This window comes from Xanthomonas sp. CPBF 426, assembly GCF_903989465.1.
In the GTDB taxonomy this organism is placed as follows: Bacteria; Pseudomonadota; Gammaproteobacteria; order Xanthomonadales; family Xanthomonadaceae; genus Xanthomonas; species Xanthomonas euroxanthea.
In genome coordinates, this window is the sequence record NZ_LR861805.1 from 4598772 (window position 1) to 4619647 (window position 20876).

The 20876-nt window shown below is 68.5% G+C and carries 15 protein-coding genes; 3 read left to right on the forward strand and 12 right to left on the reverse strand.

The window, feature by feature from the left end; translation table 11 throughout:
- Positions 1–51: 51 nt before the first annotated feature.
- The 5 genes from H7A87_RS19515 to H7A87_RS19535 all read right to left on the reverse strand — a co-directional run bounded on the left by H7A87_RS19515 (position 52) and on the right by H7A87_RS19535 (position 7811).
- Complete coding sequence (locus H7A87_RS19515; protein ID WP_119129861.1) at positions 52–633, reverse strand: sugar O-acetyltransferase; 582 nt, start codon at positions 631–633, stop codon at positions 52–54.
- A 177-nt stretch (positions 634–810) separates the two neighbouring features.
- Entirely contained in the window at positions 811–2997 is a 2187-nt protein-coding gene (gene uvrD / locus H7A87_RS19520) for a DNA helicase II (RefSeq protein WP_104585164.1), read from the reverse strand.
- Between the two features lie 410 nt (positions 2998–3407).
- Positions 3408–4799: an FAD/NAD(P)-binding protein gene (locus H7A87_RS19525; protein ID WP_119129996.1), complete on the reverse strand. Its 1392-nt coding sequence runs from the start codon at positions 4797–4799 to the stop codon at positions 3408–3410.
- Between the two features lie 269 nt (positions 4800–5068).
- On the reverse strand, positions 5069–6487 hold the full coding sequence (gene cls / locus H7A87_RS19530) for a cardiolipin synthase (RefSeq protein WP_119129997.1): 1419 nt from the start codon (positions 6485–6487) through the stop codon (positions 5069–5071).
- Positions 6488–6500: 13 nt separating this feature from the next.
- On the reverse strand, positions 6501–7811 hold the full coding sequence (locus H7A87_RS19535; RefSeq protein ID WP_119129862.1) for a LysR substrate-binding domain-containing protein: 1311 nt from the start codon (positions 7809–7811) through the stop codon (positions 6501–6503).
- 101 nt (positions 7812–7912) lie between these two features.
- Between H7A87_RS19535 and H7A87_RS19540 the strand changes: the two genes are divergently transcribed.
- From H7A87_RS19540 to H7A87_RS19550, 3 genes are all read left to right on the forward strand, one after another.
- Positions 7913–8584, forward strand: coding sequence for a 4-carboxy-4-hydroxy-2-oxoadipate aldolase/oxaloacetate decarboxylase (locus H7A87_RS19540; RefSeq protein ID WP_104650343.1), 672 nt, complete (start codon positions 7913–7915; stop codon positions 8582–8584).
- Positions 8577–9632 carry a 4-oxalomesaconate tautomerase gene (locus tag H7A87_RS19545; protein WP_119129863.1) on the forward strand — a complete coding sequence of 352 codons (1056 nt, stop codon included), beginning with the start codon at positions 8577–8579 and terminating at the stop codon, positions 9630–9632. The genes H7A87_RS19540 and H7A87_RS19545 overlap by 8 nt, the downstream gene beginning before the upstream one ends.
- Before the next feature lie 234 nt (positions 9633–9866).
- Positions 9867–10889: an amidohydrolase family protein gene (locus H7A87_RS19550; RefSeq protein ID WP_119129864.1), complete on the forward strand. Its 1023-nt coding sequence runs from the start codon at positions 9867–9869 to the stop codon at positions 10887–10889.
- Positions 10890–11165: 276 nt separating this feature from the next.
- On the opposite strand, the gene rpmG is transcribed toward H7A87_RS19550, so the two are convergent.
- The 7 genes from rpmG to H7A87_RS19585 all read right to left on the reverse strand — a co-directional run bounded on the left by rpmG (position 11166) and on the right by H7A87_RS19585 (position 20745).
- Complete coding sequence (gene rpmG, locus H7A87_RS19555; protein ID WP_002809462.1) at positions 11166–11333, reverse strand: 50S ribosomal protein L33; 168 nt, start codon at positions 11331–11333, stop codon at positions 11166–11168.
- 13 nt (positions 11334–11346) lie between these two features.
- A complete protein-coding gene (rpmB, locus tag H7A87_RS19560; RefSeq protein WP_002809459.1) occupies positions 11347–11583 on the reverse strand; it encodes a 50S ribosomal protein L28 in 237 nt (78 codons plus the stop codon).
- A gap of 320 nt (positions 11584–11903) precedes the next feature.
- On the reverse strand, positions 11904–15098 hold the full coding sequence (locus H7A87_RS19565) for a CusA/CzcA family heavy metal efflux RND transporter (protein ID WP_119129998.1): 3195 nt from the start codon (positions 15096–15098) through the stop codon (positions 11904–11906).
- 314 nt (positions 15099–15412) lie between these two features.
- Entirely contained in the window at positions 15413–16675 is a 1263-nt protein-coding gene (locus H7A87_RS19570; RefSeq protein WP_119129866.1) for an efflux RND transporter periplasmic adaptor subunit, read from the reverse strand.
- A gap of 209 nt (positions 16676–16884) precedes the next feature.
- Positions 16885–18156, reverse strand: a complete 1272-nt coding sequence (locus tag H7A87_RS19575; protein ID WP_119129867.1) for a TolC family protein — start codon at positions 18154–18156, stop codon at positions 16885–16887.
- 55 nt (positions 18157–18211) lie between these two features.
- Positions 18212–18595 carry a hypothetical protein gene (locus H7A87_RS19580; RefSeq protein ID WP_164739202.1) on the reverse strand — a complete coding sequence of 128 codons (384 nt, stop codon included), beginning with the start codon at positions 18593–18595 and terminating at the stop codon, positions 18212–18214.
- 329 nt (positions 18596–18924) lie between these two features.
- Entirely contained in the window at positions 18925–20745 is a 1821-nt protein-coding gene (locus H7A87_RS19585) for a DUF885 family protein (protein ID WP_119129868.1), read from the reverse strand.
- Between the last annotated feature and the right edge of the window lie 131 nt (positions 20746–20876).

Below are 20876 nucleotides of genomic sequence, written 5' to 3' on the forward strand. Positions count from 1 at the left end.
CGGCACACGCCTTGATCCGCATCAATGCCGCCACGCGGGTTGCTGCAATATTCAATCGGTTGGCGCTGCATCAGCAGCGTCGCGGCGTGCACGTATACGCGCCGGATTGCCCAGCGCGGTCGCGCCGGCCGGCACATCGCGGGTGACCACCGCGCCGGCGCCGATCACCGCATCATCGCCGATGCACACGCCCGGCAGGATGATCGCACCGCCACCGATCCACACGTTGCGCCCGATGCGGATCGGTCGCCCGAACTCCAGCCCGCTGGCGCGTCCTGCCGCGTCGCGCGGATGGTCGGCGGCATAGAACTGCACCGCCGGGCCCACCTGCGTGCCCTCGCCGATGCTGACCTCGCAGACATCCAGGATCACGCAGTTGAAGTTGAGGAACACGCCGGCGCCCAGGCGGATGTTGTAGCCGTAGTCGCAATGAAACGGCGGGCGGATCACCGCGCCTGCACCCACCTCGGCCAAGCGCTCGACCAGCAGCGCGTGCCGGTGGGCAGACGGCTGCGCGGCGCTGGCGTTGTAGCGCGCCATCCAGTCGGCCGCGGCCGCCTGGTCGGCCTGCAGTTGGTCATCGGCAGCGTTGTAGAGCTCGCCTGCCAGCATCTTGTGTTTTTCGGTGCGCATCGGGCCGTGGGTCTGCCTGCGTTCGATTCGAACGCAAGGGTGTCACGGATGCCGCAGTGAATGCATCGGGCGATGCACCAATGCTGCCGGCAGTGCAGATGGCACTGTCCGGCCAGATCGGGACGCGGCCGCCGCCTAACGAGCACACCACGGCAATGCAGCGATTGCACGCCCCGCCTACACCACCGTCAGATTCGCGTAGGCCATCACCAGCCACTTGGCGCCGACGTCGTCGAACTGCACCTGCACGCGTGCATGCCCGCCGGCGCCTTCATAGTCCACGACCACGCCGCCGCCGAACTTGGGGTGTTGGACATTGGCACCGAGCTTGATCGGTGCGGCTTCGACCACGCCGTGTACCGGGCCGCCGCGCGTCGCGCCCAGCGACGCGGTGCGTGAGACCTGCACTTTCGGGCGTACCTCGTGCAGCAGCTCGCGCGGGATTTCGCGCAGGAAGCGCGAGGGCACGTTGTAGTTGTCCTGGCCGTGGATGCGCCGCGATTCGGCGTAGCACAGCACCAGCTTCTGCCGCGCACGGGTGATGCCCACATAGGCCAGGCGCCGCTCTTCTTCCAGCCGGCCGCTTTCTTCCAGCGAGCGTGCGCTGGGGAACAGGCCATCTTCCAGGCCGACCAGGAACACGATGGGGAATTCCAGGCCCTTGGCCGAATGCAGCGTCATCAGCTGCACGCCTTCTTCGCCGGCCTGCGCCTGGCCTTCGCCGGCCTCCAGCGAGGCGTAGGCCAGGAAGGCCACCAGCTCGGTCATGCCCTGGCTGTCTTCATCGTCCGGGCGGGTGAAGCGCGAGGCCACCGACACCAGTTCGTCCAGGTTCTCGGTGCGCGATTCCGAATCCAGCCCGCTGCGGCTTTCCTTGGCCCAGTGCTCGCGCAGGCCCGAGCGCATCAGCACATGGTCGATACGTTCGGCCAGTTCCATGTCGCCGGTTTCGGCATGCAGCTGGCCGACCAGGCTCAGGAACGTGGCCAGCGCATTGCGCGCGCGCGCGGCCAGGGTGTTTTCCTGCGTGCACAACATCGCCGCTTCCCACAGCGACAACGCATTGGCGCGTGCCAGCCGGCGCACTTCATCCAGCGTGCGATCGCCGATGCCGCGCGTGGGCGTGTTGACCGCGCGCTCGAACGCGGCATCGTCGCTGCGGTTGGTAAGCAGGCGCAGGTACGCCAATGCATCCTTGATTTCGGCGCGCTCGAAAAAGCGCATGCCGCCGTACACGCGGTACGGCAGCTGCTCGGAAATCAGCGCTTCTTCCAGCGCGCGCGACTGCGCGTTGCTGCGATACAGCACCGCCACTTCGCCGTAACTGCCGCCGTCGCGCACCCACTGCCGGGCGCGCTCGACCACATAGCGCGCCTCGTCGACCTCGTTGTAGGCCGCATACAGGTCGATCGGATCGCCGTCGCCGGAATCGGTCCACAGCTGCTTGCCGATGCGGTCCGGGTTGTGCGCGATCACCGCATTGGCCGCGCCCAGGATATTGGCGCTGGAACGGTAGTTCTGCTCCAGCCGCACGGTCTGCGCGCCGGGGAAGTCCTTCAGGAAGCGCTGGACGTTCTCGACCTTGGCACCACGCCAGCCGTAAATGGCCTGGTCGTCGTCGCCGACCACGAACACATGCCCGGTCTCGCCGGCCAGCACGCGCACGAAGGCATACTGGATGGCGTTGGTGTCCTGGAACTCGTCGACCAGGATCTCGCGGAAGCGCGCACGGTAATGCGCCAGCAAGGCCGGGGTGTCGCGCAGCAGTTCATGCGCGCGCAGCAGCAACTCGGCAAAATCCAGCAGGCCGGAGCGGTCGCAACGCTCCTGGTAGGCCGCGTACACCTGCCGGCGCACCTCGGTCCAGTCGTCGTTGGGCTCGGGCTGGATATGCTGCGGACGGCGGCCTTCGTCCTTCTGCTCGTTGATCCACCAGCTCATCTGCTTGGGCGGATACTTGCCCTCGTCCAGCTCCAGCGCCTGCACCACGCGCTTGACCAGCCGCAGCTGGTCGTCGCTGTCCATGACCTGGAAGCCTTCCGGCAGCCGCGCGTCCTGCCAGTGCAGGCGCAGCAACCGATGCGCCAGCCCATGGAAGGTGCCGATCCACATCCCGCGGCTGCCGTTGCGCAGCTGCAGGTCGGTACGGTGGCGCATTTCACCGGCAGCCTTGTTGGTGAAGGTCACCGCGAAGATGCCGTGGTTGGGCACGCCCTGGACTTCGTTGAGCCAGGCGATGCGATGGATCAGCACGCGCGTCTTGCCGGAGCCGGCGCCGGCCAGCACCAGGTAATGCCCCGGCGGCGCGGAAACGGCCTCGCGCTGGGCGGGGTTTAAATGATCGAGCAAATGAGAGACATCCACCGCCGTATTTTACCGGTTGTGGCGTCGCTGCGGCTGAGATTGCGATGAAGCGGTTGGGAATGCGGGGCTGCGCCCTGCCCTCATCCGCCCCTGCGGGGCATCTTCTCCCAATGGGAGAAGGACGTAAGGCCCCTCTCCCGGTGGGGCGAAGAGGCGCCGCTTGCGCGCCATTGGCGCGCGTGTCCTGGATCGCCCGCGTCGCAAGACGTGGGCCGCGCCCGAACCCGGGCCCGGGCGCGGAGCGGAGCGGGGGTCGGGGTGAGGGTACGAGGCAAAGCAGCCGGTGCATCACGTCCGAAGGCGCGTGGCGACGCGTTTGTCACTGCAGGCACTGGTAGATGTCTGAGGCGCCCCCATCCGGCGCTACGCGCCACCTTCTCCCGGCGGGAGAAGGGAGCGACGCCGATCAATCACCGCCCAAGCAGTCCCAACACATCCCGCGCAATCGCCGCTGCCTGCTCACGCAGCTCCGGTACCGCCAGGCTCTCCCACAACGAACCGATCCGCAGGCTGCCGATCACCCGCAGCCGCGGATTGGCGCGCCCATCGGCATCGATCAGGCAGCCATCGGCATCGGTATCCACCCCGATGCCATGCCGCCCGGCGACCGCAATGCCCTGCCCCAGCAGCTGCTGCAGCAGCGGGTTGCGCATCGCCTGCACGCGCATTTCCACGCCGGTGGCGTTGACCAGCGTCTGCACATCCAGCTGCAGCGGATGCCCGGCACTGGCGCCGGCACTGAGCCGCACGCAGGCACCGGCCTGGTACGCCACCTCCAGCCGCGCGCGATGCAGCTGCAATTGCCCGCGCGCGCGCATCGCCTGCAACTGCGCATGCACCGGCGCAGCGATGCGGTGGCGATGCACATCCCAATAGCGCACCACATGGCGCAGGAAGCGGCGTTGGTCGGCGATCGACAGCGTTTGCCACAGTGCCTGGCTCAGCGGGCGCAGACGCTCCATCACGCTCTGCCAGGGCAGGCCTTGCGCCATCGCAACCCGCGCATGCTGCCGCACGCTGCGCATGCGCGCACGCAGCGGCAGCGCCAGCAACGGCTGCGGATCGAAGTCCGCCGCAACGCAGTGCACCTGTGGCAACGGCAGCAGCCCATGCCGCGATACCACGTGTACCGCACCGCGATGCGCCTGCGCGGCCAGCGTTACCACCGTGTCGGCCATGCTCAGTCCCGAGCCGACGATGCACACCGCCGCCTCCTGCGGCAACGCGGCGACCGCCTCGGTATCCCAGGCTTCCACCCGCTGCGCTGCCGACAGGCCGGTGGCCCCGCGCAGTGGCAACGGCCGCAACGCATTGCCTACCGCCAGCACCACGCTGGTGGCCTGCAGGGTCTGTCCATCGTCGAGCTGCAACAGCGCGCCATCGGCATCGCATTGCAATGTCTGTACGCGGGCGCCGTGCACGGTGAGCGTCGCCGGACCCTGCGCACGCGCAGCCTGCAGGCGATTGCGCAGGTAAGGCGCGTAGTGCCGACGCCCGACGAAGTGCTGCGGCAGCTGCGCGTCCTCCAGCTCCGGGCAGCAGCTGTGCGCACGCAGGTAATCGACGAAATCCTGCGGTGCCTCCACCAACGCACTCATCCGCGCGGCGGGCACGTTGAGCAGATGTTCCGGCCGCGTGGTGGAGTAGGCCACGCCCTCGCCCAGCACCGCGTGCGGCTCGATCAGCACGATCTGCAGCGGCGCCACGGCCTGACGTAGCAGCTGCAGCGCCACCAGCACACCGGATGCGCCACCGCCAACGATGGCGATCACTGCATCGCCGGGATCACGCAGTTCATTCATCCGGTAATTGTAGGCGATGCGTCGCGTCGCACCGATGACAGTGGCCATGCCCGCCGCAATGGCCGGGGTAGCACCGTGCAGACAGACCGGTCGACTGCCGCGCCCGTCCAATAGAGGTCGCCTGAGGCATCAGTTGCAGCGCGGGCACGCCCGCACCCGGTAAGGCCTTGCTGGCCCACGCTTGCACCCAGCATGACGCCTGCCATCGCAGGCACCACCCACGCTCCACCGGGCACTGCACCGCGTGAACCGGGCAACACACGCAAGGTCTACATCAACGCATCGGCCAGGCGTGCAATGCCCTCGCGGCTGCGGCGCCAGGCCGGGCGCGTGCGCCACTGCTCCAGGTCCAGCTGGCGGGCGTTGGCCAGGTAATCCTGCTCGATCGCACGCAGCCGCTGCACCACGCCCCGGTCGTAGCAGAGCATGCCGATCTCGGCATTGAGCGCGAACGAGCGGATGTCCAGGTTGATCGAGCCGACCAGTGCGATGTCCTCATCCATGCTCAGGTGCTTGGCATGCAGGAAGTGCGGGCGGTACAGCGCGATCTTGACCCCGCAGCGCAGCAGCTCCTCGAAATACGCCTCCTGCGCCCAGGCCGCCAGGACCTGGTTGTTGCTCTCCGACAGGATCAGCTGCACATCCACGCCGGACACCGCAGCGATGCGCAAGGCGCTGAGCAAGGCTTCGTCGGGAACGAAGTACGGCGTCACCAGCACCACCTTGCGGCGCGCCAGATGGATCACCGCGTTGATCGCATCGCGTGCATTCTCGAACGGATACGCCGGCCCGCTGGGCAGCAACTGCGTGGCGATGTTGGCCTCGCAGACCGGTGCGTCCGGCCACACGTCCAGGCGCTGCCCGGTTTCGGTGAACCAGTCGCTGGCGAACACCGCTTCCAGATGATTGACCACCGGCCCGCGCACGCGCGCCACCAGCTCGCGATTGGGCACGCCATCAATGAAGCCGGCCTCGGCCAGATTCTGCGAGCCGACGAAACCCACCTGGTTGTCGATCACCGCAATCTTGCGGTGGTTGCGCAGATCCATGCGCCCGCTGCGGCGCCAGCGCAGGCCGCCGGGTAATACCGCCAGCACGTCCACGCCAGCATCCTGCAGCCGCTTGCGGTAATGGCGCAGACCGCGCTTGGCACCCACCGCATCCAGCAGCACGCGGCAACGCACGCCGCGCACACTGGCGCGTTGCAGCGCAGCGACCACCGCATCGCCCACCGCATCGTCGAACATCAGGTAATACAGCAGGTGCACGCGCTTTTCCGCCGTGTCGATCGCCGTGACCAGGGCCTGCAGCGATTGCGCGTAGTCGTCCAGCAACTCCACCGCATTGCCCAGCGTGGGCATGAAATCGCCCTGGCGTTCGATCAGCGGCACCACCTCGGCGCTGCTGGTATCCGCCTGCGGGGTCCAGCGCAAGGCATGCAGCGGCAGTTGCTGCTCGCGGATCACCTGCGAGGCGGTGGCCTGGCGTTCCACCCGCACCCGCGATAGCCACGGATGCCCGAACAGCAGATACAGCGGCAGGCCGACCACCGGCACGAAGCCGATCAGCAGCAACCAGCTACGCGCTGCACCGGGCGTGGTGCGGGCCGGAATCCACAACAGCGCGGCCAGGCGAATCACCCAGTCCAGCGCCAGCAGCCAGGTCCCTTGCAACCAGTCAGGCAGCATCAGCAATCCGTTCTCAAGAAGGTTCCGATTCTGACCGCCCGGTGTGTGAACGCAACGGGGCGGGCGCGTCGATCGGCACGCAATAGCGAAACGGCCCGCCCTGTGCATCGGCCGGCTGCACGCGCTCGGCGCAGACCTGCCGCAGCGTCTGCACGAACGCCGACTGCGCGCGGGTGGGATGCCAGTCGCTGCGAAGCGTCATGCCGATCTGGCGGCGCAGTTGCGGCCCGGCGCGGCCGATCTCGCACAGCAACCCGGCGCGGCGCTCGAACAGGAACTGGTCGCGCGACATCAGCGTGAGCCAGTCGCCTTCCAGCAGCAGCCCGCGGATGGTCAGTTCCGCGCCGCATTCGATGCGCAGTGCCGGTGGCTCGATCTGCTGATCACGAAACATGCGCTCCCAGCGCGCGCGCACCGGCGTGCCGGTGGTGGCGATCACCCAGGGATAGTCCAGCAGCTGCGCAAACGCATAGGTGCGCCCGGCCAGCGGGTGCCCGCTACGCGCCACGATCACCGGCTCGTCGTCGAACAATGGCTCCTGCAGCACATCGCGCAGCGGCAACGGCTCGCGCAGCGCACCGATCAGCAGATCCAGCCCGCCCTCGCGCAGATGTGCCAGCAATTCGGCATACGGGCCTTCGACCACGTTGACGCTGGCACCGGGATGCGCGCGCGCAAACCGCGCCAGGACCTGCGGCAGCAGGATCGCCCGCGCCAACGGCATCACCCCCAGCGCGATCCGGCCGGCATGCTGCGAGTGCAACCCGACAACGTCGTCCAGGCCGGCGCGCAATTCGGCCAGCGCCAGGCGCACCTGCCGCAACAGCCGCGTGGCCACCGGCGTGGCTTGCACGGTCTTGCCGCGACGCACCGTCAGCGGTACCTCGACCACATCGGCCAGCGACTGCACCGCGCGGTAGATCGCCGGCTGCGAGACCCCGGCGCGCGCCGCCGCCAGCGAATAGCTCCCCGCCACATCCACCGCGACCAACGCCTGCAGCTGCCCCAGCGAAACCCGTCGCTCCAGGCCGGGGCGCGCCGGCAGCCGCAGCGCCCGCCGTGCCACCCGGATGCCGCGCCCCAGTTGCGCCAACGCCCGCTCGATGCGCGGCACCAGCAGCTGCGTGGCCTCGGTGGCGACCATGCCGCCCGGATGCCGCTCGAACAGGCGCGCGCCGAGCTGCTGTTCCAGCCGCGCCACCGCCTGCGTCAATGCCGGCTGCGACAGGTTCACCTGCGGCGCGGCCGCGCTGATGCTGCCCAGCCGATGCACCACGGCCAGGGCGTACAGATGGCGAAGGTTCGGCTCGGGAGTCGGCGGCATGCTCTAACTATAAGCAAAACCAATATGCATACCTCAAATGAATCTTGAGCCAGCAGGCGATCGCCGCACAGACTCGGCGCACTCCTAACGAGGATGGATGGATGAGCCAGGTCGTCACCCGGATCGAGCGCACCCCGCTGGCCATCGTCGACGGGCTTGCGCAGGCCGGCGTGGCCACCGTGCACGAGGCGCAGGGGCGCAGCGGCCTGCTGCATCATCGGCTGCGCCCGATCTACACCGGCTGCCGCATCGCCGGCACCGCCGTCACCGTATCGATCCCGCCCGGCGACAACTGGATGATGCATGTGGCCATCGAGCAGCTGCAGCCTGGCGACGTGCTGGTGGTCGCGCCAACCAGCGCCTGTTGCGACGGCTACTTCGGCGATCTGCTGGCCACCTCGGCGCAGGCGCGTGGCTGCCGCGGGCTGGTCATCGATGCCGGGGTCCGCGATGTACGCGACCTCACGGGGATGCAGTTTCCCGCCTGGAGCCGCGCGATCTGCGCGCAGGGCACCATCAAGGAGACGCTGGGTTCGGTCAACGTGCCGCTGGTCTGCGCCGACGCGCTGGTGCAACCGGGCGATGTCGTGGTGGCCGACGACGATGGCGTCTGCGTGGTGCCACGCGCCACCGCTGCCGCCGTGCTGGCCGAAGCGCAGGCGCGCGAGGCGCGCGAGCTGCTCAAACGCGAGCGCCTGGCACGCGGCGAACTGGGCCTGGACATCTACGCCATGCGCGAACGCCTGGCGGCCAAGGGCCTGCGCTATGTCTGAGCACGTACGCGCGATGTGGATGCGCGGCGGCACCTCCAAGGGCGGCTTTTTCCTGGCCGACGAGCTGCCGGGCGAGCGCGCCGCGCGCGATGCCTTCCTGCTGCGCGCCTACGGCTCGCCGGATGTCCGCCAGATCGACGGCATGGGCGGCGCCGACCCGCTGACCTCCAAGGTGGCGGTGGTGTCGCGCTCGGCGCGCGCCGATGCCGACGTTGAGTATCTGTTCCTGCAGGTGTCGGTGGAACAGGCACAGGTCAGCGACGCGCAGAACTGCGGCAACATGCTGGCCGGGGTTGCGCCGTTCGCACTGGAACGCGGCCTGTTGCCGGCACGCGATGGCGAGACCGAGGTGCGCATCTTCATGCGCAACACCGGCACGCTGGCCACCGCCAGCGTGCAGACGCCCGGCGGCCAGGTGCGCTACGACGGCGACGCCCGCATCGACGGCGTGCCCGGCACCGCCGCGCCGATTGCACTGGCCTTTGCCGGGATCGCCGGCTCCTCGTGTGGCGCCTTGCTGCCCACCGGCAACCGTGTCGATCTTCTGGATGGCGTAGAGGCCACGCTGATCGACAACGGCATGCCCTGCGTGGTGCTGCGCGCCAGCGATCTCGGCATCAGCGGTTACGAAGACCGCAGCACGCTCGATGCCGACGCTGCGCTGAAAAGCCGCCTGCAATCGCTTCGTCTACAGGCCGGCCCGCTGATGCGGCTGGGCGATGTCGCCGAGGCCACCGTGCCGAAGATGATGCTGGTCGCCGCCCCGCGCCACGGCGGCGCGATCAGCGTGCGCTCGTTCATTCCACACCGCTGCCATGCCTCGATCGGCGTCCTCGGCGCCGTCACCGTGGCCACCGCCTGCCTGCTGCCCGGTTCGCCCGCCCATGCGCTGGCGCAGCTGCCCGGCGGCAGCACGCAGCAGCTGGAGGTCGAACATCCCAGCGGTGCGAGCAGCTGCGTCATCACCGTAGACGCGCACGGCGAGGTGGTGCGTGCCGCGGTGCTGCGCACCGCACGCAAACTGTTCGATGGGCAGCTGTATGGCTGAACGGATGGATGCGCCAGCGGGCTGGATCGATGGCCATCGCCAGTGCCAGGCCCGCTCCCTGCGCCTGCCTTGCGGCGTGGCCGGCACCACCTGCCACAACGACCTGCGGCTGAGCATCCATGCGCGGACCGCAACCTACGTGGGCACCTGCAGGTTCCGCGCGCCGTGTGGGTCAGCCTCCCGCGCACGTGGTCGTTTGCTCCCTGATCCCGCTGCCCCGAGAAGACCCCTGCCATGATCATCGACTGCCACGGCCACTACACCACCGCGCCCGCGGCGCATGACGCCTTCCGCAAGGCGCAGATCGCGCACTACGACGACCCGGCCCTGCCCGCGCCGGTGTATCCGTCCATCTCCGACGACGCATTGCGCGAAAGCATCGAGCAGCACCAGCTGCGCCTGCTGCGCGAGCGCGGTGCGGACATGACGATTTTCTCGCCACGCGCCAGCACCATGGCGCACCATATCGGCAATGAGGCGGTCAGCCAGGTGTGGACGCGTCACTGCAACGACCTGATCGCGCGGGTGGTGCAGCTGTATCCGCACACCTTCATCGGCGTGTGCCAGCTGCCGCAGTCGCCGGGCGTGCCGATCGCCCAATCGATCACCGAGCTGGAACGTTGCGTCACCGAGCTTGGGTTTGTCGGCTGCAACCTCAACCCCGACCCGTCCGGCGGCCACTGGAACGGCATGCCATTGACCGATCGCGCGTGGTATCCGTTCTTCGAGAAAATGGTCGAGCTCGACGTGCCGGCGATGGTGCATGTGTCGGGCAGCTGCAATGCCAACTTTCACGCCACCGGTGCGCATTATCTCAACGCCGATACCACCGCGTTCATGCAGTTTCTCGAAGGCGATCTGTTCGCCGATTTCCCGGACCTGCGCTTCATCATCCCGCACGGTGGCGGCGCGGTGCCGTATCACTGGGGCCGCTTCCGCGGCCTGGCCGACATGCTCGGCAAGCCGCCACTGTCCACGCATGTGATGCGCAATGTGTTCTTCGATACCTGCGTGTATCACCAGCCCGGCATCGACCTGCTGTTCGAGGTCATCGACATCGACAACATCCTGTTCGGCTCGGAGATGGTGGGCGCGGTGCGCGGCATCGACCCGCAGACCGGCCAGTATTTCGACGACACCAAGCGCTATATCGATGCCTTGGCGATGTCCGACGCCGACAGGCGCAAGGTGTTCGAAGGCAATGCGCGGCGGGTGTATCCGCGGCTGGATGCGCAGTTGCGCGCACGCGGGCTGTAGCGGTGTTCCCTTCTCCCATCGGGAGAAGGTGCCCCGAAGTGGCGGATGCGTGTGCGTGCGAAGCCTGTGCTACTGCGACCACTGCGGGTGGCTTCGCCCCATACCCTTACCCCTACCCCTCTCCCGCAGGAGAGGGGATGCAGTCCGCCGAGGTGGAGTGGCCCAGGACGTGTGCGGATTTACACCAGTGTTGCGATCAACCCCCGCAACACTCCACAAACGCAAACACCCGCCTTGCGGCGGGTGTTTGCTGGATGCAGATCGGTAATCGGTGGATTACTTGATCTTGCCTTCCTTGTACATCACGTGCTTACGCACGACCGGGTCGTATTTCATCATTTCCATCTTCCCCGGAGTGTTCTTCTTGTTCTTGTCCGTGGTGTAGAAGTGGCCGGTAGCGGCCGAGGAAATCATACGAATCTTGTCACGCTTGCCTTTTGCCATGACTGCTTACTCCTCAGACCTTTTCGCCGCGCGCACGCAGCTCTTTCAGAACGGCATCAATCCCGTTCTTGTCGATGGTGCGCAATGCATGCGCGGAGACACGGAGCTTCACCCAACGGTTCTCGCTGGCGACCCAGAAGCGGCGCTCATGCAGGTTGGGCAGGAAGCGACGACGGGTTCTGTTGTTTGCGTGGGAGACGTTGTTACCCGTCTGCACACGCTTGCCGGACACTTGGCATACGCGGGACATTACGCACCTCGATAAATGAATTGCCACCCATAGCCTGGGGAGCGGCGGCCCCGACAGCATCAAGCTGCCACGCAACGTTGGGAATCAAGAACTTACGCTGGGAACAAGCCGGCAACCCCATCGCGCTGGGTGCCGCCATCCGGAGCGATCCGGGCACAGCGAGCCGCGCATTATGCACGGCAATTCCTTGTGCCGCAAGCACTTAGCCTGCACCACCGTTGTGTGCCGCCTGGCGCCCGGCACCCCTTGCCTATCCACCGCCGACTGAGGCTGCGGCCATCGGATCCCGGCAGACGCGCCTGCCGGGATCGTGTCACGTCTCAACCAACCGCCTTCGGTGCAAGCCGCCCCGGCCGCTCGCGGTGCAGCCAGCGGTACAGCACCGGCAGCACCAGCAAGGTCAGCAGGGTGGACGAGACGATGCCGCCGATCACCACCGTGGCCAGCGGGCGCTGCACCTCGGCCCCGGCGCCGACGTTGAAGGCCATCGGCACGAAGCCCAGCGCGGCCACCAGCGCGGTCATCAGCACCGGGCGCAGACGGCTCAGCGCGCCTTCGCGCAGTGCCTGCTCCAGCGACAGGCCCTCGGCCCGCAGGCTGCGCACGAAGGCGATCATCACCAGGCCGTTGAGCACCGCCACCCCCGACAGCGCGATGAAGCCGACGCCGGCGGAGATCGACAAGGCCAGGCCGCGCAGCGCCAAGGCCACCACACCGCCGGTCAGCGCCAGCGGCACGCCGCTGAACACCACCAGCGCATCGCGCAGCGAGCCGAATGACCAGTACAGCAGCGCGAAGATCAGCAGCAAGGTCCCCGGCACCACCCAGGCCAGGCGCTGGCCGGCGGAGATCAGTTGCTCGAAGGTACCGCCGTAGCCGATCCAGTAGCCGGTGGGCAGCACCACCTCGGCCCGCACGCGCTGCTGCACCTCGGCGACGAATCCACCCAGGTCGCGGTCGCGCACGTTGGCGGTGATCACGATGCGGCGCTTGCCGTCCTCGCGGTTGATCTGGCTGGGCCCGAGCACGGTGTCGACCCTGGCGACCTCGCGCAGCGGCACCGTGGTCGGTTCGCCACTGCGCCAACCGGCCGCGCGACTGGACTCGTCGGCATCGGCACGCTCGCCATCGCCGCGCAGCGGAATCGGCAGATCGGCCAACGCCGTCGGGTCCTGCCGCAGGCCTTCCGGCAGGCGTACCACGATGTCGAAACGGCGGTCGCCTTCGAACAGCTGCCCGGCCGCCTGCCCACCCACCGCCGCCGCCACCGTGTCCTGCACCACGCCGGGATTGAGCCCGTACCCGGCCAGCGCGGCGCGATCGGGCACCACTGCCAGCATCGGCAGGCCGGTGGCCTGCTCCAGGCTCACGTCGGCCGCACCCGGCACCGTGCTGGCGACTTCCTGTACGCGTTGCCCCAGGGTGACCAGCGTGTCCAGGTCATCGCCGTAGACCTTGATCGCCACGTCCGCACGCACGCCGGAAATCAGCTCGTTCATGCGCATCTGGATCGGCTGGGTGAACTCGTAGTTGTTGCCGGGCAGCTGCTTCACCGCCTGCTCGATCTCGGCCACCAGTTGCGCCTTGGGCTTGCGTGGGTCCGGCCATCGTTCGCGCGGATGCATGATCAGGAACGTATCGGCCACCGACGGCGGCATCGGATCGGTGGCCACTTCGGCGGTGCCGAGCTTGCCGAACACATGCGCCACTTCCGGAAACTGCTTGATGCGTTTTTCCAGCGTGGATTGCATGGTGATGGCCTGTTCCAGGCTGGTGCCGGGAATGCGCAAGGCATGCAGCGCGATATCGCCCTCGTCCAGGTTCGGGATGAACTCGCTGCCCAGGCGCGTGGCCAGGACCGCGCACAGCGCCACCGCCGCCAACGCACCGAGACCGACCCAACGGCCGTGACGCAGCGCGCGATCCAGCAACGGCGCATACACGCCGCGCGCCCAGCGCATCGCGCGGTTTTCGTGCTCGGCCACCTTGCCGCCGAGCAACAAGGCGATCGCCGCCGGCACGAAGGTCAACGACAGCAGCATCGCGCCGGTCAGCGCCAGCACCACGGTGATCGCCATCGGGTGGAACATCTTGCCTTCGATACCGGTCAGCGCGAACACCGGCAGGTACACCGCGGTGATGATGCCCAGACCGAACAGGCTGGGACGGATCACCTCGGCAGTGGCCTCGGCGGTCAGTTCGAAACGCTCATCGCGCTCAAGCACCCGCCCCAGGCGCAGCTGCGCCTGGCCGAAGCGGCGCAGGCAGTTCTCCACGATGATCACCGCGCCATCGACGATCAAGCCGAAATCCAGCGCGCCCAGGCTCATCAGGTTGCCGGACACGCCACCGCGCACCATGCCGGTGAGGGTGAACAACATCGCCAGCGGAATCACCGCCGCGGTGATCAGGGCCGCGCGCACGTTGCCCAGCAGCAGGAACAGCACCACGATCACCAGCAACGCGCCTTCGATCAGGTTCTTGGCGACGGTGACGATGGTGCGGTCCACCAGTGCGGTGCGATCGTAGACCGGCACCGCCTGCACGCCGGCCGGCAGACTGGCATTGGCCACTTCCAGCCGCTGCGCTGCGGCCTGCGCCACGGTGCGGCTATTGGCACCGACCAGCATGAACACCGTGCCGAGCACCACTTCGCTGCCGTCCTGGGTGGCCGCACCGGTACGCAACTCGCGGCCCTCGCCGACCTGCGCCACATCGCGCACCCGGATCGGCACACCCTCGCGTCGATCCAGCACGATCGCGCCGATCTGGGCGATGTCATCCACCTGCCCCGGCACCCGCACCAGGAACTGCTGGCCGTTGCGTTCGATATAGCCGGCGCCGATGTTGCGATTGTTCGCGTCCACCGCGCGCGCCACGTCGTCCAGCGTGAAGCCCAGTGCGACCAGGCGTGCCGGATCCGGAGTGATATGGATCTGCCGCGCATAGCCGCCGATGGTGTTGACCTCGGTCACGCCGGGTACGTTGCGCAACTGCGGGCGCACCACCCAATCCTGCAGGGTGCGCAAATCGGTGGCCGTCCACGCACTGCCATCGGGTTTGCGCGCATTCGGTTTGGCTTCGACCGTGTACATGAATATCTCGCCCAGGCCGGTGGCGATCGGCCCCAGCTGCGGCTCCAGGTCGGCCGGCAGTTGCGACTTGACCTGCTGCAACCGCTCGGCCACCTGCTGCCGCGCAAAGTACAGGTCCGTGCCATCGGCAAACACGGCGGTGACCTGCGACAAGCCGTAGCGCGACAACGAGCGCGTGGACTCCAGCCCCGGCAATCCCGCCAGCACCGTCTCCAGCGGGAACGTCACCCGCTGCTCCGACTCCAACGGCGAATACCCCGGCGCGGCCGTATTGACCTGCACCTGCACATTGGTGATGTCGGGCGTGGCATCGATCGGCAAGCGCGAAAAACTCCACGCGCCGATCGCAATCAACACCCCCGTCAACGCCAGCATCAGCCAGCGCTGCGCGATCGCGAACCGGATGATGTCAGTGAGCATGGCGCGCACCTCCGCGCACACTCGGCGCAACGGCGTGCGCAGCCACGCCGATCAGTGCATGCGTACGCACGCACGACGCCTGTGCAATCGCAGCGGGCTGCCATCGGCCGGCGGCACTGCAGCCAGGATCCCGACCTCCGCCAATATCGCGATCGCCCCCGGCCTCTGCCGCGCAGACTGTGACGCTGTTGCTGGTGTGATCGCCCGCGCCGCGACCGCGTCGATGCCGTAGAACACGTGTCACTGAAGCATGGAAGGGCTGTTCGCACGCACATGCGTGCGGCCGAGGAAGAAGCAAGCCGTAAACGCAGCGATCAATGATCATGCGAGGCCCCCGACTTTTCGATGTCGGCCTTGACCAGATAGCTCTGCTCCACCACCACCGCATCCCCCAACGCCAGACCCGACACCACCTGCACCTGCTGCGCATCGCGCGCGCCCAGTGTCACCGGCCGCACCTCGTACACATCCCCCACCCGCACGAACACCACCTCCCAGTCGCGAAACTGCTGCAAGGCCCCGACCGGCACCACCATCGCCGCTGGCTGCTGCGCCACCGTCACCCGCGCCTTCACTGCAGAACCCGGCCGCCACAGGCCATCGCTGTTGCGCAGCACCGCGCGCGCCACCGTGCTCTGACTGGCCGTGGCCGTGCCCGGCAACACGCGCTCCAGCGTGGTCTGCGCCACCACGCCATCGCTGATGCGCGTCACCGTCACCGGTGCGCCGGCAGTGATGTGCCCGGCATCGGCGCCGAAGATGTGCAGATCCACCCACAGGCTCGACAGGTCGGCGATTTCGAACAGCGCCTGGCCTTCGCTGGCGTTGCTGCCCAGGCTGGCGTTGCGGGCGAGCACGGTGCCGCTGATCGGCGCACTGACCGGATACGTGGTCAGGCTCAGATTGCTCTCCACCGTGGCCAGGACCTGGCCGGCGCGCACCTGGTCGCCGACGTTGACGCGCAGGCTGCGCACCGGCCCGGGAAAGCGCGCGGTGGCCTGCGCCTGCGCACCTTCTGCCGGCGTCAGCAGGCCCTGCACCTCGTGCTGGTCGGCGATGCTGCCGGGACCGACCGGCGCAACCCGGATGCCGGCGTCCTGCGCGATCTTTGCCACGATGGTGGTGCGGCCTTCATAGCTGGGATAGGCCCAGCGACGCGGCCTGCCCTGCACGGTGGCGCGCACTTCCACGTCGAACGAATGCGGCTCGCCGACCGTGCTGTCGGCCAGCAGGCTGCCGTCGTCGCGCGCGCGCAATCGATGCACTTCGTGGACGCCGCCGAGCCGGGTCGAGCGCACTTCGACAGTGCCGGCGCCGGGCGGCAAGGGCTTGCCGTCGCGGTACAGCCAGGCGCGATAGGTCGGCGGCGTGCCGTCTTCGGCAATCGCCAGCTCCACGCTGTCGCCGTCCTGGCGCAGCAGGCGCCCGCCGTGCGCGCCTTTTTCGGCGTCTTCGCCATGTGCGTCGGCCTCGCCGTCGGCACCGGGCGTTGCGTGGTCATGCGATTCTTCGCCGTTGCGGCCGCAGCCGCCCAGCAGCAGCGCCAGCAACAGCGGCGCGATCAGAAAACGTGTCATCGAAGAACATCCTGGTGGGCGCCGACGCGCTGCGCCGGGCGAACGAACGAAGAAGGGGTACGCCGGACGCTCTGGCTGCGCGGTAGGCGCGGGCATCGCCTGGCGACTGCTGGATGCCGGCGCGATTGCGAACGTCGATACCGATACCGGCGCAGCAGATCCCGGCGCACACGGGCAGGCAGGGCGAAAGCGCACAGCGGACGTCGCGCTCATGGCCGCACCTGCGCAGCGTTGTCGACCACGAATGGCTGCCCGGTCAGGCGCTGGATCTCGATCAATGCGCTCTGCGCGTCCAGCGCCGCCGCTAGCTGCTGCTGGCGTGCATCGCTGCGCTGCGCCTGCAACTGCGCCCAGTCCAGATAACTGGTGGCGCCGGCGCGGTAGGCGCGCTCGGCCGCGGCATCGGCACGCGCGAGTGCGGGCAGCACATCGCTGCGCATCCGCGCCACTTCCAGCTGCGCGGCGCGGTAGCGGCCATGCGCGTCGGCCAGTGTGGCGTAGAGCGTCAGTGCCTGCGATTGGCGTTCGATCTCCAGCAACGACAGCTCCGCCTCGGCGGCGCGGATCTCCGGTTGTGCGCGCGTTTCGCTGCCCAGGGCCAGCGAAACGCTGCCGAGCACTGCGGTGGCGTCGTTGGCCTGGAGCCGGCGCACGCCCACCTGCCAGTCCAGGTCCGGGCGCGCCTGGCTGCGTGCCAGCCGCACCCGCGCCTCGCGCACGCGCTGCTCGCCGTTCAAGCGCGCCAGTTCGGGAGTGGCATCGAGCAGCTGCGCCAGCACCTCGAAGTCGGGAATCGCCGGCAGCTGCAGCGGGTCGCCGGTGACCTCGCCGAAGTCCGGCGTGCGCTGCCCCCACAACACCGCCAGCTGGCGGCGCGCGGCCAGCAGCTCCTGCTGCGCGCGATCGCGTTCCAGTTCCGCGCGCGCCTGCAGGGCCTGGGCGGTCAGCAGCACCGATTCGGGCGAGGCGCCGGCCTGCAGCCGCTGGCGCGCGGCACTGACGGTGCGCTGCCGCTGCGCCAGCGTTTCCAGCGCAACTGCCTGCCGTTGTGCGGCCATGCCGATGGCCAGATAGCGCCGCGCCACTTCGGCCAGCACATCCAGGCGCGCCAGCGCACGTTGCGGGGCCAGTGCGTCGATGCGTGCCTGGGCCAGGGTGCGGCGTGCGTCCAGCTTGCCGCCGCGTTCCAGCACGCCAGCCAGGGTGACGGTGAGTTCGGCCTGGTCCAGCGCGCGGGTCGGGCCGGTGCCGAACACGTTTTCCAGTTCGGCGCCGATGCGCAACGGCGGACGCAGCGCGTCGCGCTCGGCCTCGGCGGTGAGGACCGCGCGCTGACCATCGGCCAGGCGCAGGTCGGGGTGCTGCCGGGCGACGCGCGCGATGGCGTCGTCCAGGGTCAGCACGGGTTTGGGCGGTGCGCCCTGCGCCATGGCGCACGGCACGACCGCGAAGACGGCCAGTGCCGTCAGTCGCAACCACATGAGGGTGTCTCCGGAATCGGGATCGATGGACAGGCCGGCAGCCGCCGGCGATGCATCAGGCCGCGATCGGGGGACGCAATCCGGTCTCGCTCAGGTGCGAGCGGTAGTACGCGAACACGGCCACGGGTTGGGCCTGCGCGTGCGTGGATAGCGGCAGCCAGGCCAGCGCCGGCAATACCGCCGGATTCTGGCCGTGGCAGTAGCCGCTATGCATCAGGGCGTGCATCAGGCCGGCCCCGTCGCGCTCGCCGGCATCGCCTTCGTCGGCGCCGTCATGGCCATGCGGCGCGGTGTCTTCCAGGTGCATCTGGTCGTGCGCCAGTGCATGCACATCGCCCAGCGCGCAAGCCACCGGTGCCACCAGCACGCCCATGACCAGCACCGCCAACGCCATCAGGCGCAGCAAGGGGTGCAACAGGCGGGCGCGGCGAAGCAGCATGGGCGCAGCGTATCGGGGCCGGGGCAGTTACACAATCGCATGGGCGGGCGGGCACGCACCGGCACGGCAGCGCGGTAGGAGCGGACCTGGCCGCGACGCGGTCGGGTCGGGTCGGGTCGGGTCGGGTCGGGTCGGGTCGGGTCGGGTCGGGGTCGGGGTCGGGGTCGGACCAATGGCATCACGCCGGGATGCCGGCTGCACGCACACAGCGTGTGGATGGCCGGTCGCCGGCAGCGGTCACCTGGATGTTCCAGGCCGCGGCGGTGCCAGGGTCGGGACGGGCGTCGCGGCCGGGTCCGCTCCTACGTGGAGCAGACCGTTGTGCCGGATCAGGGGGCGGCGGCGTTTGGCCTGGCGGCGTCCGGGCGTGACTTGCTCTCGGCGATAAACGCACGCACCTGCTGTTCCAGCACCGGCAAGGTGACCGAACCCTGCTTCAGCACCGCGTCGTGGAAGGCCTTGATGTCGAAGCGGTCGCCCAGTTCCTGTTCGGCCTCGGCACGCAGCTTGACGATGCTGATCTCGCCCAGCTTGTAGCTCAGCGCCTGGCCGGGCCAGGAGATGTAGCGGTCCACCTCGGTGGTGACCTCGTGCTCGCTCAGCGCGGTGCGGTCGCGCAGGTAGGCCAGCGCCTGCTCGCGGCTCCAGCCGTCGTGGTGCACGCCGGTGTCGATCACCAACCGGCAGGCACGCCACATTTCGTAGGTGAGCCGGCCGAATTCCTCGTAAGGGGTCTCGTAGATGCCCATCTCCTGGCCGAGCTTTTCGGTGTACAGCGCCCAGCCTTCGCCGTAGGCGGAGATGTAGTTTTCGCGGCGGAACGCCGGCTGGTCGCCCTGCTCCAGCGCCAGCGAGCCCTGCAGCGAATGCCCCGGCGAGGATTCGTGCAGGGTCAGCGCCGGCAGGTTGTACAACGGCCGCGACGGCAGGTTGTAGGTGTTCACCCAGTAGGTGGTGGCACCGCCGCGGCCGGCGGTCCAGAACGGGGCGATATCGTCCGGCACCGGCTTGATGGTGAAGCGCCCGCGCGGCAGCGTGCCGATGAACCTGCCGACCTGCCCGTCCACGCGCTTGGAGATCCACGCGGCGCGATCGAGCAGCTCCTGCGGGGTCTTGGCGTAGAACTGCGGGTCGGTGCGCAGGAAGCTCAGGAACTGCGCAAAGCTGCCCTTGAAGCCGACCTGCCGGATGATCGCGTCCATCTGCGCCTGGATGCGCGCCACCTCGTCCAGGCCGATCTGGTGGATCTGCTCCGGGGTCAGTTCCAGCGTGGTGTATTCGCGGATCTGTTGGCGATAGAACGCCTTGCCGTCGGGCAGCGCTTCGGCCGCCAGCGTGGTGCGCGCCTTGGGCATGTACTCGTTGCGGAAAAAGCCCAGCAGCTTGGCGTAGGCCGGCAGTACCGCCGTGCTGAGCGCGGCCTTGGCCTGCTCGCGCAACTGCGCCTGTTCGGCGGCGGGGATCTGCGCCGGCAGCTGCTTGAACGGGGCGTAGAAGCTGGATGCGGTGGGATCCTTGACCTCGGCCACGGTGGCGATGGAAACGTCGCGGCCATCCAGCACCGCGCGCGGCACGCTGAACCCGCGCGCCAGGCCGGCGCGCATGTTGGCGGTCTGCTGGTCGAAGTAGCGCGGCACATCGTTCAGGCGCGCGATATAGGCGCGGTACTCGGCGGCAGTCTTCATCGGCCGCTGCGCCATGAAGCCCAGGTTGGACCAGAATGAGCTGTCCGAGTTGAACGGCATCTCGTACAGGCGCAGGCGCACTTCGGCGGCGAGGTTTTCCACCTGCGGGCGGTAGATGGCGTAGTTGACCTGGTTGCTGGGCGAGAGCTGTTTCGGGTCGATGCCGTCGAGCTGCTTGAGCACGCCGTCCCATACCGCCAGGCGCGCCTGCTGCGCGGCCGGGCCGACATCGGGCAGATGGGTGTTGTCGCCGGTGGTGTCGCTGTCTTCGTCGGCCTGGCCGGTCTCGGCCTGGCGCCAGCGCCACTCTTTTTCGTAGATGGCGCGGAAGCGCGCATCGGCGGGGCGCTCGGTGGTCAGCGTGGCGGGCGCCACTGGTGCCGGTGCGGCGGCCTGCGCCGAGGTGGCGGCGAAGCTTGCGCCCAGCAGGGCGAGCGAAAGTGCGGCGGCGAGAGGAGATGTCACGTGCGGGCGGCCTGCGTTCGGATCGAACGTTCGATCATGGCAGCCCGGGCGGCAGCTGCCATGGGCCGGAAGTCCCAGCGCGGGGAGTGGGGAGTGGGGAGTGAATGCACGCGGCCGGACGGGCCGGCCGT